This is a genomic window from Bacillus sp. RIT 809 (genome assembly GCF_016892495.1).
GTDB lineage: Bacteria > Bacillota > Bacilli > Bacillales > Bacillaceae_G > Bacillus_A > Bacillus_A cereus_U.
The window spans coordinates 24,255-36,608 of the sequence record NZ_JAFEMR010000030.1 but is presented as its reverse complement, the minus strand read 5'-3'; the positions used below and the strand labels follow the sequence as shown (position 1 = coordinate 36,608).

Here is a 12,354-nt window from a genome sequence, read left to right as displayed (position 1 = left end):
GGAGGCTCATAATGTCTAAAGCACCATTTCAACCTATACCTACAAAACCTGGGAACACATTGAACGACAAGGGTGTGGATATAAAGGGGACAAACGACTTTGGCCGTAACAGTGAACCTGTTAAAAAAAAAGTTATGACTCCTATTATTAATAAAGCTAAAGTGCCAGCTCCTGAGAAGGCAGATCATCGTTTAGTTCCATCTAAAACAGCAAAACTTTCGCCTGCTGTTTTACTAAAATTAAGTACACTTAAGCCATTCATAAAAGAAGCAGAAAGCATGGATAAAGTATCGAATAATAATATTATTGATATGCTTATTGAAAGCTATGTAAATACTAAACTAACAACGCGACAATCTGAAGGTTATAAAGGGATGTACAAACACCTTTATGAAATGTTGGAAAAGAAATAAAAAAGAAGTATTCCTGGTTTTAATTAGGGGTACTTCTTTTTATGTTGTAAACCTAAGGGCAAATGCATCTTTCGCCAAAGTAGAAAAGTAGAGATGTATACTTTTCTACTTTTACGTAGTTTGTTCGAAAACCTTTACCAGAACCTCCACCACGGCTTTTTCTTCTCTTTTGCAGCTGCAACCTCATCACGAAATTCCTGCATCATTCTCTTCGTCTCCTGCATCTCACGTAGTGTCTTCATAAGAGTCTCGTCTCGTGCTTCTAATCGCTTTTCCACTCGTTCGTTGTGCTGTTCTATACTCACTTTGATTTCCTCATTGCTTTGCTTTGCCTGCTCACTCAATCGCTTCTCCATCATTAACATACCCTCATTCATTTCTTGCGCCATAACGCTGTATTGTTGTTGGAGTTGCTGTTGAATGTGGAATGGTATTAGATCCGCTTCTTGGGATTCCTCTGTCTCCGCATTTGGATTGGCTATTTCTAACCGCTGTGCAATCATCTTCGCAGCCTTCTCTAACGTCATACCGTCATGCTTACTGATCTCAATCAATTTCTCAATCACCATAATGTCATTGTCTGTGTATTGGCGTCTTCCTCGATTATCTTTCTTTACAACGAATCCATCTCGTTGCAATACTTCCATGTACTTTCTAAGGGTGCTATCACTTATTCCTAGTCGTTTGTATACTTCACTAGCAGAATAAACAATTTCGTCCGTCATAACGTCACGACACCTCCTAGTGACAGTATTCCATGATGGTTAAGAAATTCCTGCAAAGAAAAAAGCCCCTATTTGGAGCTTCTGGTTCTATATTTCAATTATTGTTCATATTATATTTACTCCTGTTACCCTTGTAACTCTTCCCAGCTTCGACCGTACAATTGGGTGTGCTGTTTAGTTAAGGAAGAGTTACTATATTTTTGTTCAACTGGTGGTTTCATTTTACAGATAAACGCATGTTGCAGATCACCACCAGCTCTTACAGAAATGATTGCATGGAATCGTGGTAATCGTGCTGCATCATCGATTGAGATTGTTGGTTCTAGTCGATGTTGGGACAACTCAAATGTTTTGATGTGGTCATTTGAGAAAAGGATTTGTTGCACTCCGCCACCCTGCAAATTCTCTTGTAAAGAATGCGGCAACTTATTCCAATGATGGAATGCATATAACGCTCCAAGTCTCTCCTTACGCCCTTCTGTACCAATACGCCCCATTAATTTATTTAGCCCCTCTGTAGTGTATTGTTCAGGCTCATTAAATACGACGAAACATCCATTAGATTGCTCTTTCTTGTTCATAAGCATCCGTGTCATAAATGTTTTAAGTGTAATCCAGTGGACAAGTGTTTTAGATGCTAACTCACCTAACTTTCGGTTTGGTATGCGGATAATAACAACTTTTCCTTCCTGCATCCACTTAGCGAAATCCACCTCTTTCTTTGGTTCCTGTGAGAAGATATCGTACAAAGTGTCGTTACCAAAGAAATCATCTAATCTATTTAATACTGCATCTGTTTTGTTTCCTAACTCTTCATTATCTCCCCAGGATAATAACTCTTCCGCTAATCTTTTATTCCCTTCTTGGAGCAGCTGTTCAACTACACTCACACGAAACTCTTCATCCTCTAAGATTCTTTTAATATTGAATAAAGAACCACCTGATGCCTTTGCTGCTGCTTTTAAATAACGTTTAGAACGGGCCATTTTCTCCATGTCTCCAAAGAAATCTATGACCTCATCTGCAAACCTACTCGCACCTTTCCTACCCAATTTTGTAATAACTTCAGTCAAATCCATAGGAACAATGTAATTTTCATCGCTCAAATCAATATCTATTATTTTGTCAGGAGGCAGAGCATCTCGTATACCGTCTGCCATACCACGTTCTCCAGCTTCGCATATCACTTCAGGGATAATAGCGCTAATACCATGATTTAAACATCCGTCTACTACCCAATTTTTAATGGCGGTGTCCTTCCCATTTCCTTGCCCGCCAATAAAGGTATACCCTCTATACAATTCGTCAGGATTTTTAATAGGGAAGTAAATTGGTATTTTCTTATCTTTTAATTCACTCTCTCCAAAATGAATTCCATTCGGATCACATAGCACACTAGGGATATCCGTTTCCGTTCTCTTTTTTACGTTTAACACTTCCTCATATCGCCTTTGCAGTTCCGCTGTAGGCATTTGCATTGCTAACTTAGCCGTTTCATCAGTTGAGATTAAATTCACGTTACCATTCATTTTTGTACGTTTAGAGAGGTGTAATGTATTTAACTCCTGGATAACTTCTTTCTTCCTGCTCTTAATGTTAATTTTAACGCCATGTAATTCGTTATTATCGGCTATTTCACTGAATGAAAGGGATAAGGTTTCGCTTATCGTTTCTCTTATTAGACGGTCTTGTGAGTGCGCTGCGATACGTATATGACTTTTGAAGACAGGGTTATTTAACTTTTCACGACTAGCAGTACTAACATGACGTGAGTTTATTTCGTCTTCCAAACTAAACGGTTTATCAATCACTTTCCCTTTGTTATATGACTTATCGCTTTTAAAGAATGTACTGGAAAGAGCATTGAATAAATCAGTTATAAGGAAATTCACTTCATTCACGAATCCGCCGAGCGCTTTTTTAGAAGCACCTAATACGATTCTAGAGTTCAGTACAGCTCTTTGAGGTATTTTCCCCTTAGAAAGCTTTTCGTAAGCCCATGATGCGTTCTTTATCCACTTCTGACGGTTCTCTGCTTCATTGCATATACTCAACCTCGCAAAATCACCATCAAATTGCAATTCATCTATTGTGTTCATGACTGCTGCAATAGGGGTCTTCTGCTCGTTTGCATTTGTGTTCAAGCTAAATATATCGTGTTTAAGATATTTTAACTCCTGGATAATCGTGTTTTCTTCCGGGACTTGTATTTGTCCAAGGGATGCTTCTTTAATTGTGACACTCATCTTATTTTCTAACTTTCGTTTCAATTTGGTTGCCTGGTACTCAGAAGTAGAAACATAAAATTCGATTTTCTTCTGGCCATTCTCCTGTTTAAAAATTACATCGAACCAAAACAAATCCTTTTCACGATACATAAAGCGTAATCCATTTCGTTCTAAACGTGTACCTGGTGACTCATACATTTCGTACATCTTATAAATTGCTTTCCATAGGCGACGGGTGTTATTAGAGACGTTGCTGTGAGGGATAATGCGGTATACGACCATTTTGTTTTGTTCTGTTCGAAAGAAATCCGACCATGATATTGTTTCAGTACGTTTCCACCATTTCTTTTTCTTCTTAGGTATTACTGCTGGCACACCACCAAGATAAAGAGCCGGGTAGTAAAACTTCTGCTCCTGATCCGGTAAAAGTTCTCTCACAACGGGCAAATTCGGATTTTCTTTATCAAGAATTACAAAGTTATCACCTTGAATCACTTCACACACCTCCAAGGATTGTAAGAGCAAGGATTAAAAGTGCTGTATACCAACTTATCGTTTTCATCATGCTCCCTTTACCTAACATGGATGAGATGATGATAAATGCTCCTGCTGCTATCGTGGTATAACCCATCAGATCAGGAAGGTTCACAATAAACCAATCCCATAACAATGAACCACATTCTTTAAAGAAGTAACCGATTGGCTTTAAAATAAACTCGACTTCAGTATGAACTATGCTATCGCTAAAATTATTAATAATATCCATGAACGAACCTTCTTTTGCCTTTTCTCCGATATAACCACCCGCATTAGCTAAAATCATTTGACCGCCTTCTAAGATGAATTTCATGGTTATTCCCCCTTATATTCCTTTTAAGAAGTCGCGGATATCTATCGCATGTCTCGACAAGATATATCCACATGAAACACCTATAAGGATTTCTAACGCCTTTGTGCGATGTCCTAAAGCCCAACTAGCGCCACTGAAGATAATGACAAGCACTACTCCTGCATCAAAGGCATTCATAATTGCTCCGTGAACATTTCCAAAAGTGCTGTTAACACCAGCCGCAAGTGCTGATTTAGGTAGGATCATGATGAGTGAACCGGTAGTAGCGGTAATAACCTTTTTTAAAGCGGTAATATCACTTTTCTTCTTGTTCTTGTAGCTACCATCCATAAAATCACGAAACGGAATTACTTGTGTTTTCGCCATGATGTACACCTCTCCTCACATGTTATTTTTCGAATCGGACATACTAACTGTAAATCCTTAAAAATGGAGGTACTTCTTATGCATGTAGCTATCGGTGTAGTAATAGGAGCAATTATCGGAACACTTGTTAATATCTTTGTGGGCTAGATGGAATAAATGGCAGTGGACTCGTTGAGGTCTGCTGCTTCTTTGTTTGCGTTTTTAATTGTTTAATACGCTCAGATGCAGTTGGTTGTGGAGACGAAACAGGAATTGATGGTTTTTCTGCTTTAATTTCCACTTCTTCTGCTTTCGGCTGTTCAGATTGCTTTGTATGCGGTTTTTCTTCTCTTTCTAGATTCATAGCTTCCCAAATTAGTTTCTTCACGTATCCGCTAAAGTTACGACGTTTAACGTGTTGTAACATTAATCTGTCTTTCTCGTTCTTCTCATTAAAAGCTACTGGCTTGCTGAATTTAGCCACTTGCAACACTCCCTTTTGGTAGTAGCGGTAATATCGCTTTGTTAAAAGGTATTCAGTACTGCTTATTTCATATTCACACTTTCGTGAAGTTTAAAAAGTTTGATTATGGTACAGACTGATTACCACTTAAACCATAAAGGAGCAAAGGTAATGTTTGGTATCGGTAAACCTAGATCGAAATTCGGGAAATTTTTAGATAAAAATGGAATTTCACAACAGGATGTAGTGAGAGAAAGCGGTGTAAACAGAGGAACTGTCAGTAGGATATGTCAGGGAGATGCTTTCCAGCCTTCTATGAAAAATGGAAGCAAAATTATAAAAGCGTTACGGAAATTAACAGGTAGAAATATCGACTATGATGACTTCTGGACTATGTAAAACGATAGTACCGCTATTACCAAATAGGCATAAAAAACAGCCCTACTTTTGCAGTGGACTTGTTGGTTAGCTATAAGCGCGCTATACGCTATTAGCTATATGCCGAGAACATGAAAATATTGCACGTACAAAAATAGTAATTCGAAATACATCTTTTTATTAATCAGAAAAGGAGTTACTAATATGAAGAAGGAACATGAGCATATTGAAAGTTTACTCTACATTATGAATGAACGCGTTAAATTTTTAACGAATTTGGTTAGTGATTACGAAAAGGAGATAAAAGAGAATGAAGGATATGGAAAAGGTTTATATAAAGGATTCCAAATGGTTCGTCAAGATGAACTTGACTTTCTTCAAAATCAAATAGATTATTTTAGCAAGAAATTGAAAGAAAATAACGAATCAGAAGAAGCTAGCTGACTAAATATAGTCAGCTTTTTTGTTTCTCCAAAGATTGTCGAACGAATCCAGTTGTATTTTTAACCTTGTAAGGTTAAAGTAGGGTTATAAGGTTTGGATTTTGTAGAAAAGGAGGTGTCTTATGGATTTAATATCAGTACATAGAGTCGCTGAACTAAAGGGTGAGATAGGGCAATATGAAGAAGAAAAAGAGACTATTCAAAATTTCATTTTAGAACAACAAGAAAACATCCCAAAAATTGTTTTAGATGTTTTAAACAAAAGGATTCGTATGTTAAGAGCTTCTATACACGCTAATGAAGCGAGGTTAAAAGCTCACGAATAATCGAAGGGTGATTTCATGAAAGAAATTGATAAATACATGACTATAAATGAAGCAGCGGAAAGATTCAACATTCCTGTAGAAACTATAAAGAATCGTTTAAAGCCCTCAATAAAAAGCTTTAACCTGCAACTGGAACAAATGATTGAAGAGGGATTGGTTAAATATTACCTTAAAGAAGACGGGAAACGTAAAGAGTGGATTATTTCTGTGGATGCAATGGCCATTTGGTTTCCACAAAAGGGGATAGAAAATGATTTTTCGGATATCTAAATAGCAGAAGTTGAAAAGATACATGAATCTTCAATTTTATTATTAAAAAATATAAAGGGGTGCTAGTATGACATTTGCAAACGAGGTATATAAAAATAAAATTAATGATCGTATTAGAAAGTTAGTAAATCGACATGAACGTTATTTGAAGAACACGAAAGAAGCTACTTCTAAAAAGAACGTGGCGAACGTGGCAGCTATGCAAGAAGGTTTATTTTTAATTGAGGATGAGCTATGCTTTTTACTTTCATTTTTGAAGGATGACGAAATGAAATATTTCCGCAACGTTTCCAATGTACAATGGACTGATGAAATAGAATTCCAAAACAACCGACCAAGATTAAAAATACCTTTAGCATAAACGACATTATGTCGCGAATATTACCTGATTATATAATGATTATTGAAAAATTAAACAAAAAGGAGAAATTTATATGACATTCGTAATACGTGGTGAAGGTTTTATATTAACTGATTGCGAACCAGGAAAAGAAGAAAAAGAATTAGAATTTGAAACGTATGGGGAAGCAGAACACGCTTTAGAACTTATACAATTTCCGATGCAAAAACCAAACGCAAAAATAATTGAAATTTAATTTTTAATTGCCGATAATACCGCCACATTGTCTGATATGGTGGAAATGAAAAGGAGGAATATACATGTTTGATTTAGAACCGTACGATTGTGATATTTGTAAGGCGCGTGAATCTGTTGCAACTACAATAGATGACATTGAAGGTCTTCGAAGAGAAGAGTGTACAAATTGCGGCTATGTTTTCGATGGAGCGTCTGATCCATGGGAGATTGAAGCAAATGAAAAGATTGTACAGATGATTATGCAAGATAGAGAACTTCATCAAGAAAAATAAACAAAAAGGCGTCATAACTTTAAATAAAAGGGGATATGGATATGTATTATGCAAACGAGGACCATAAACGTAACTATGTACGATTATTAACCGAAAAAGGAATTAAACACGGTAAAGATCCTGAATATGAAGCGGCGTTCTATATAACTGCTTATCCTGAAATTCACAAATGTTTTGACTGGAATGAATTCGAAACTGAGTATTCTCCATTAGGAGCATTATTGACTAAAGAGCGAAAACAAGGAGTAAGTACTGCTCCGTTGACTGGCGCTACATTCCCACTTGTGGAAGCAGGACAATCGTTATTTAACGGCTATAAAGTAGATTTATCTGATCTTGTTTTATACAACGAAGAACTGTTCAACGTTTTTATGCAGGCTTGTAAAATACGTGGCAGAATATAAAAAAACAAAAAAGCCGCCCAACAGGACGGCTCTTATTTGTTATTTAACTTCATACCACCATTTTTTACGATCAAGCCAGTCTGTCATACCTTTTAATTGCGTATCACTAGTTGGATCAGTAACAAAATATGTTAAGCCATCCGATTTCAAAATGAATGTAGCGGTCATTTTAACTGACGTTAACGCCCCCATTACATCCGGAACTTCATATGGTGAAAAAGCGCCTGTTTGGATGATGTTTTGTTTAGATGGTGGAGTAGGTGCAACACTTGAGCTACCGCCTCTGGATTCTTGTCCAAAGTAGGCAAAGATTACCGCTGAGGTGATTGCGTCCACATTCCACTTAGCCATATCTCCATCGTTGTCTATGAAGCCAGCTTCTACGAGAAAGAATGGACAGTTACTTGAACGGATAACTCCGATATCTGGACGTATCTTAGCTCCACGGTCTTTCCATCCAGTTCGCTTAGCGATCTCTGCTGAAATACGAGCTGCCATAGGCGCTTCCTTTTCGGAAAAACAGAGAACTTCTACTCCGTGCCCTTCTCTGTTAGAGGCATTGAGGTGCCAAGCAAATCCTACATCGTTTGGTCTATCGTTAATATTCCTAACTTGGTTACCCACAATAGTGTCGGCTGTACGTCCTACATCGTCAGTGTCGTCCTCTACAGAATGACCTAAGGAACGCAATTTGTTAATGAAATCCTTATTACACTCACGATCCATTAGGTGTTCTTTGCGAGTAGTCCCGTAATTAGCGCCCTGTATAATTGCATTGTGCCCACCGTGGCTTGATACTCTCATTATTCAACATCTCCTTTTTGATTATCATCATGATCTGACCAAATCCCTAAAGCGATACCTACGGATAATAAATAAGGTGCCAGTTCATCTAAGAAACTCTTAGCTTCTGGCACCCCGAATTTAGTAAATAAAAATCCAAGTAAAGAAAAAACTGCGATCCATGTTTTCCAATTGCGGAGTCGTTTTTTGATATTATCTTTATTCATATTTAATTAGCCTCCTTTTCTAAAGTGTCAAGTCTTTTAAAACAAAAAAGAGCTATCCAAAAGGAATAGCTTCTTAATCTAATCGTTCCAAACTTTTCTTAAGTTTATTAAACTAATAAGTTGATACGATACACCAAATTTTTTGGCCAATGGTTTACACCCGAATTCTTTGTCCCTTGGAATAAAGTGGTTTCTAATGTATTCGACATCTTCTTTTGTTAATTTTGACATTGGGTTATTTTCACCATTAACTTTTAATAATTGTTTGTCTCTAGCGTGTTCCATATTTTCTTTATGCGTACACCATTCCAAGTTATCAATGCAATTATTGGACTTGTTACCATCAATGTGATTAACAAGCTCCTTACCTTCTTCTTTTTGAATAAATACTTCTGCCACTAAACGGTGGACATAATGATGTTTTGCATCACTCAATTTACATATTTATACCCATTAATATGGTCAATTAATTTTAAAACCTTACTTCTTTTTCTAACTTTGATTATTTTCCCATCTCGTTTTCTATCAAAAAAACCTGCGATAGTTCTTACATTCCCCAAATTAGATACTTCATATTTTTCTTCGAAATTTTTAATCGGTTTCCAAATTTCACTGTCCAAATATATCATCTCCTTATTAATATAATACCATTAACTACATGTAGTTGCTAGTAATTAATAGCTATTATATAATTAATTTGAGGTGATATAAATGTCCGGAAAACGCGGTCTCAAAAATAGAAAACCATTATCTAACGCTGTCAAAACAGAACTTTATGAAGCATTAAAAGAATTGTCTGACCAAACTAAAGTTCCGATTAGTAAATTACTTGATGAGGCAATTGAAGATTTATTAAAAAAACGTGGAGCTCTTTAAGAGTTCCTTTGCTTTTTAATTAGTTTTCATTTCGTTCGCGTTCTAATATATTAATTCTATGATGTGCTTGTTTGGAACTTTCTTCTACCCTTGTAATCCGTTCACCGAATGAAACCATCTGCCTTTCACTTGCTTTCTGATCGATACGAATATCATCGACACCTTTGCTGATGTATTCTAACTTCGCCTTCATTTCTGCCCCTTGTTGACCATCTGCCTTAATTTCTTTTGAGCGATTTAAAGCGTAAGAAAAGTATCCAATTACTGCTGATACGATTGCGATAAGTACACCGATTTCAATCGTCATTTGTTCAACTCCTTTCAAAATAAAAAGAGAAGCACATTATGTGCCCCTCTTAATCTGTAAAATCCGTATTTTGTTAAAAATAAAAAGCCCACTATTGTGCGCTATCCGTAATTAAATCTGCTCTTCCATTGTCAGTTAAGTATTTATCGATTCTTTCTTTGTACGCCTTCATCTTTACAATGATAAATGCATACGTGAAAATTTCATCAATTACTCGTTGTGCCATGTATTCCGCCATTCTACATCTACTCCTTTTTATTAAATACTAGTGATAATTAACTCATCTAAAGCCTTTTGAATCAACGATTGTTGCTCGTTTAGCGCCTTAAACTCTTCTTTACCTGGATTATTTATAATCATTTCATCTAGAGCTTGCTGCATTAATTCCTGTTGTTTTTTAATTTTTTCTAGTTCTGATGGTTCTTCTGGTTGTGGTTCAACAGGTTCTGGCTCAACAGTTTTAACCCACTTACCATCTTTGAATATTGGTTCGTAGCCTAACCATGGGCAAACCTCTAAAGTACAATTTTCAGGGATGTCAGGTTCATACCCTACAATGACATCTTCTTCATAGGGTACTTGAATCTTTTCATACTTTACATCACGCATAATGCAATCTGGACAATCATATTTGCTGATTGGCTCTTCTGGAATAAACATCTCTGCTTCTTCACCAGTATCAGGTAACGGTACTTCTGGCTTATACGTACCATCTTCAATGGATTGATGTAACTCACATAACTTCTCTTCTGTGATAACTTCTTTCTGTTCTTCTCGGTGGAATGTTTGCTTTTCATAAACTGGTTTCTCCTGTAAAGGAATCATTTCCGTGAACTTCCCATTTGCATCATAACAATAGCCGTAATATTTAGCCATGTGTTTACCTCCTTAGTTAGTTACAAAAGTATAAGTTGAAAATACGTTTTTTCCTGTTGTGAAGAACTTAATCTCTCCCGTTGCCGCCGTTATTGTCGTTTGTACTGCCGTTCCATCTGTAGCGATGCACGTTTGTGATATATCAAGTGTCGGACGCATATCGGTAGGTAGAGTTGTTACAATCGAACTAGTTGAACCGTTATTTCTAGAAACCGCAATTCTGACAGTAACAGCATTACCTCTTCTATGTGCTATTGGAGGGTAACTTGCATCTGAAATAGTTGCATCAGCCGTCAACGTTAAAGTTGCTGGGCCGTCTTTTGTTTTCGTTACTAGGTTTGTGTTTGGCGAATAAACATTAAATGTTTTTGTAGCTGTATCGTAATCCAAAGCAGTAATGGCATTTACGTTGTCATATAGTCTAAGTTTGTTACTGCTATTCATCCCTAAATTAGTTTGAGTAACGCCGTCTTTCGTCCATCCTATATCTCTAGACGCTGTCCCTGTTCTGTCAAGATTTAAATCACCTGACATCTTGTCGCCTGTTTTCTTTAATAGGTTTGTATTTCCTAATACATTGAAAGTTCCGTCCGGGTCAATGGCAACTACATTCCTAGCGGTAGGTAACAGTTGACCCAACCAAAACTTACCGTTTGAATCCATTTCCATGTTGATTGATTTCGTTCCGTCTGTTGATGCTACGCGAAACGGATAAGTTATAGTAGTTGTTCCTGTTATCGTGTCCCCTGTTTTCTTCATGAGGTTTGTATTATTAGCCCCGACTGTAAATGTATCTGTTTCAGCATTGTAACTAATACCGAATTTATCCACACGCCAATTGTAAATACCCGTAGTTTTCGAATTAAATAGATATCCGAAATGTTCAACTGCGCCTTTGTGGAATATTCTTTTTTCTGTAGTGGATGCATCGAATTCAATGTTCCCTGTCATCTTTCCGCCTGCTTTAGGGAGTGCTCCCTGTGCTAATGCTCCGGCTGCAATAATTGGAGCAAAATCTACACCTTTAAACTGCTCTCCTACTTCAAGCGCCCGTTGGATAATTGAAAATTCATTTTTAGATTCGACTGCTTCATTACTTGATAATGAGCGTTTAACAGTAAATACGAACAACTGGGAATCTATCTTTTGGTCACCTTCAATAATCTGCACCTGTCCATATACATTACCTATAGCTGCAAGTGTTTGAGTCTTTAATACAATTTGATATTTACCTTTCATTGCATTAATTACTTGGCAATCTTGCTGAAATACTGTTTTCCTATCGGATTTTTCAAATGTAATACGTACTGCTGTAGCTTTACTTAAATCTAACTCCTGCCCTTGATTTGTTATATTTAATACAAGCTTGGCAGAATTTTCATCGCCTTGTGAAAAGCGGATTTCATTTGTAGATATCTCATTCACTAGATCCACAGTGAGTTCACGTGTTTTGAATGTCATAAAATCACTCCTTTATGCAAAATAAAAAAGACCAGCGTTTGCTGCTCCATCTGTTTTAACTAATTAATTCTTCTAATGCTTCTAGCGCGATTATTCCCCTCACCTCTTA

23 protein-coding genes are annotated in these 12,354 nt (G+C 36.8%); 10 read left to right on the top strand and 13 right to left on the bottom strand.

From position 1 onward, the window contains the following. Nucleotides 1-11: 11 nt before the first annotated feature. Nucleotides 12-413 (top strand): hypothetical protein, encoded by a 402-nt coding sequence (locus JTF23_RS24010; RefSeq protein ID WP_204209935.1) that lies wholly within the window; start codon nucleotides 12-14, stop codon nucleotides 411-413. Between the two features lie 134 nt (nucleotides 414-547). On the opposite strand, the gene JTF23_RS24005 is transcribed toward JTF23_RS24010, so the two are convergent. The 5 genes from JTF23_RS24005 to JTF23_RS23985 all read right to left on the bottom strand — a co-directional run bounded on the left by JTF23_RS24005 (nucleotide 548) and on the right by JTF23_RS23985 (nucleotide 5,051). Next, nucleotides 548-1,138, bottom strand: a complete 591-nt coding sequence (locus JTF23_RS24005) for a DUF3967 domain-containing protein (RefSeq protein WP_204209934.1) — start codon at nucleotides 1,136-1,138, stop codon at nucleotides 548-550. A 125-nt stretch (nucleotides 1,139-1,263) separates the two neighbouring features. Beyond that, nucleotides 1,264-3,861, bottom strand: coding sequence for an ATP-binding protein (locus JTF23_RS24000; RefSeq protein WP_204209933.1), 2,598 nt, complete (start codon nucleotides 3,859-3,861; stop codon nucleotides 1,264-1,266). 1 nt (nucleotide 3,862) lies between these two features. Next, nucleotides 3,863-4,216, bottom strand: coding sequence for a hypothetical protein (locus JTF23_RS23995; RefSeq protein ID WP_204209932.1), 354 nt, complete (start codon nucleotides 4,214-4,216; stop codon nucleotides 3,863-3,865). A 12-nt stretch (nucleotides 4,217-4,228) separates the two neighbouring features. Beyond that, complete coding sequence (locus JTF23_RS23990) at nucleotides 4,229-4,582, bottom strand: glycosyltransferase (RefSeq protein WP_204209931.1); 354 nt, start codon at nucleotides 4,580-4,582, stop codon at nucleotides 4,229-4,231. 127 nt (nucleotides 4,583-4,709) lie between these two features. Continuing rightward, nucleotides 4,710-5,051, bottom strand: a complete 342-nt coding sequence (locus JTF23_RS23985) for a hypothetical protein (protein WP_374100906.1) — start codon at nucleotides 5,049-5,051, stop codon at nucleotides 4,710-4,712. Between the two features lie 144 nt (nucleotides 5,052-5,195). Here JTF23_RS23985 and JTF23_RS23980 point away from each other — a divergent pair, with 144 nt between their 5' ends. The 8 genes from JTF23_RS23980 (at nucleotide 5,196) to JTF23_RS23945 (ending at nucleotide 7,715) form a co-directional block, all read left to right on the top strand. Further along, nucleotides 5,196-5,423, top strand: a complete 228-nt coding sequence (locus JTF23_RS23980) for a helix-turn-helix transcriptional regulator (protein ID WP_204209929.1) — start codon at nucleotides 5,196-5,198, stop codon at nucleotides 5,421-5,423. Nucleotides 5,424-5,606: 183 nt separating this feature from the next. Beyond that, complete coding sequence (locus JTF23_RS23975) at nucleotides 5,607-5,846, top strand: hypothetical protein (protein ID WP_204209928.1); 240 nt, start codon at nucleotides 5,607-5,609, stop codon at nucleotides 5,844-5,846. 121 nt (nucleotides 5,847-5,967) lie between these two features. Next, nucleotides 5,968-6,171, top strand: coding sequence for a hypothetical protein (locus JTF23_RS23970; RefSeq protein ID WP_204209927.1), 204 nt, complete (start codon nucleotides 5,968-5,970; stop codon nucleotides 6,169-6,171). A 15-nt stretch (nucleotides 6,172-6,186) separates the two neighbouring features. Continuing rightward, nucleotides 6,187-6,441 (top strand): helix-turn-helix domain-containing protein, encoded by a 255-nt coding sequence (locus JTF23_RS23965; protein WP_204209926.1) that lies wholly within the window; start codon nucleotides 6,187-6,189, stop codon nucleotides 6,439-6,441. A gap of 67 nt (nucleotides 6,442-6,508) precedes the next feature. Beyond that, nucleotides 6,509-6,802 carry a hypothetical protein gene (locus tag JTF23_RS23960; protein ID WP_204209925.1) on the top strand — a complete coding sequence of 98 codons (294 nt, stop codon included), beginning with the start codon at nucleotides 6,509-6,511 and terminating at the stop codon, nucleotides 6,800-6,802. A gap of 73 nt (nucleotides 6,803-6,875) precedes the next feature. After that, nucleotides 6,876-7,037 (top strand): hypothetical protein, encoded by a 162-nt coding sequence (locus JTF23_RS23955; protein ID WP_204209924.1) that lies wholly within the window; start codon nucleotides 6,876-6,878, stop codon nucleotides 7,035-7,037. 64 nt (nucleotides 7,038-7,101) lie between these two features. Next, the gene (locus JTF23_RS23950) at nucleotides 7,102-7,311 is read left to right on the top strand and encodes a hypothetical protein (protein WP_204209923.1); all 210 of its coding nucleotides are present in this window, start codon (nucleotides 7,102-7,104) and stop codon (nucleotides 7,309-7,311) included. A gap of 41 nt (nucleotides 7,312-7,352) precedes the next feature. Further along, nucleotides 7,353-7,715, top strand: coding sequence for a hypothetical protein (locus JTF23_RS23945; RefSeq protein ID WP_204209922.1), 363 nt, complete (start codon nucleotides 7,353-7,355; stop codon nucleotides 7,713-7,715). 39 nt (nucleotides 7,716-7,754) lie between these two features. Here JTF23_RS23945 and JTF23_RS23940 read toward each other — a convergent pair whose 3' ends face one another. The 4 genes from JTF23_RS23940 to JTF23_RS23925 all read right to left on the bottom strand — a co-directional run bounded on the left by JTF23_RS23940 (nucleotide 7,755) and on the right by JTF23_RS23925 (nucleotide 9,345). Then, nucleotides 7,755-8,519, bottom strand: a complete 765-nt coding sequence (locus tag JTF23_RS23940) for an N-acetylmuramoyl-L-alanine amidase (protein WP_204209921.1) — start codon at nucleotides 8,517-8,519, stop codon at nucleotides 7,755-7,757. Then, a complete protein-coding gene (locus JTF23_RS23935; RefSeq protein ID WP_204209920.1) occupies nucleotides 8,519-8,725 on the bottom strand; it encodes a hypothetical protein in 207 nt (68 codons plus the stop codon). The genes JTF23_RS23940 and JTF23_RS23935 overlap by 1 nt, the downstream gene beginning before the upstream one ends. A gap of 78 nt (nucleotides 8,726-8,803) precedes the next feature. After that, nucleotides 8,804-9,160: an HNH endonuclease signature motif containing protein gene (locus tag JTF23_RS23930; RefSeq protein WP_213020142.1), complete on the bottom strand. Its 357-nt coding sequence runs from the start codon at nucleotides 9,158-9,160 to the stop codon at nucleotides 8,804-8,806. Next, nucleotides 9,157-9,345 (bottom strand): NUMOD4 domain-containing protein, encoded by a 189-nt coding sequence (locus JTF23_RS23925; protein WP_204209919.1) that lies wholly within the window; start codon nucleotides 9,343-9,345, stop codon nucleotides 9,157-9,159. The genes JTF23_RS23930 and JTF23_RS23925 overlap by 4 nt, the downstream gene beginning before the upstream one ends. A gap of 91 nt (nucleotides 9,346-9,436) precedes the next feature. Here JTF23_RS23925 and JTF23_RS23920 point away from each other — a divergent pair, with 91 nt between their 5' ends. Further along, on the top strand, nucleotides 9,437-9,601 hold the full coding sequence (locus tag JTF23_RS23920; RefSeq protein WP_204209918.1) for a ribbon-helix-helix domain-containing protein: 165 nt from the start codon (nucleotides 9,437-9,439) through the stop codon (nucleotides 9,599-9,601). 19 nt (nucleotides 9,602-9,620) lie between these two features. On the opposite strand, the gene JTF23_RS23915 is transcribed toward JTF23_RS23920, so the two are convergent. The 4 genes from JTF23_RS23915 to JTF23_RS23900 all read right to left on the bottom strand — a co-directional run bounded on the left by JTF23_RS23915 (nucleotide 9,621) and on the right by JTF23_RS23900 (nucleotide 12,245). After that, nucleotides 9,621-9,908, bottom strand: a complete 288-nt coding sequence (locus tag JTF23_RS23915) for a hypothetical protein (protein ID WP_204209917.1) — start codon at nucleotides 9,906-9,908, stop codon at nucleotides 9,621-9,623. Between the two features lie 91 nt (nucleotides 9,909-9,999). Further along, nucleotides 10,000-10,146 (bottom strand): hypothetical protein, encoded by a 147-nt coding sequence (locus JTF23_RS23910; protein WP_204209916.1) that lies wholly within the window; start codon nucleotides 10,144-10,146, stop codon nucleotides 10,000-10,002. A 20-nt stretch (nucleotides 10,147-10,166) separates the two neighbouring features. Continuing rightward, a complete protein-coding gene (locus JTF23_RS23905) occupies nucleotides 10,167-10,784 on the bottom strand; it encodes a hypothetical protein (protein WP_204209915.1) in 618 nt (205 codons plus the stop codon). Between the two features lie 12 nt (nucleotides 10,785-10,796). Further along, nucleotides 10,797-12,245 carry a BppU family phage baseplate upper protein gene (locus JTF23_RS23900; protein WP_204209914.1) on the bottom strand — a complete coding sequence of 483 codons (1,449 nt, stop codon included), beginning with the start codon at nucleotides 12,243-12,245 and terminating at the stop codon, nucleotides 10,797-10,799. Nucleotides 12,246-12,354: the final 109 nt, after the last annotated feature.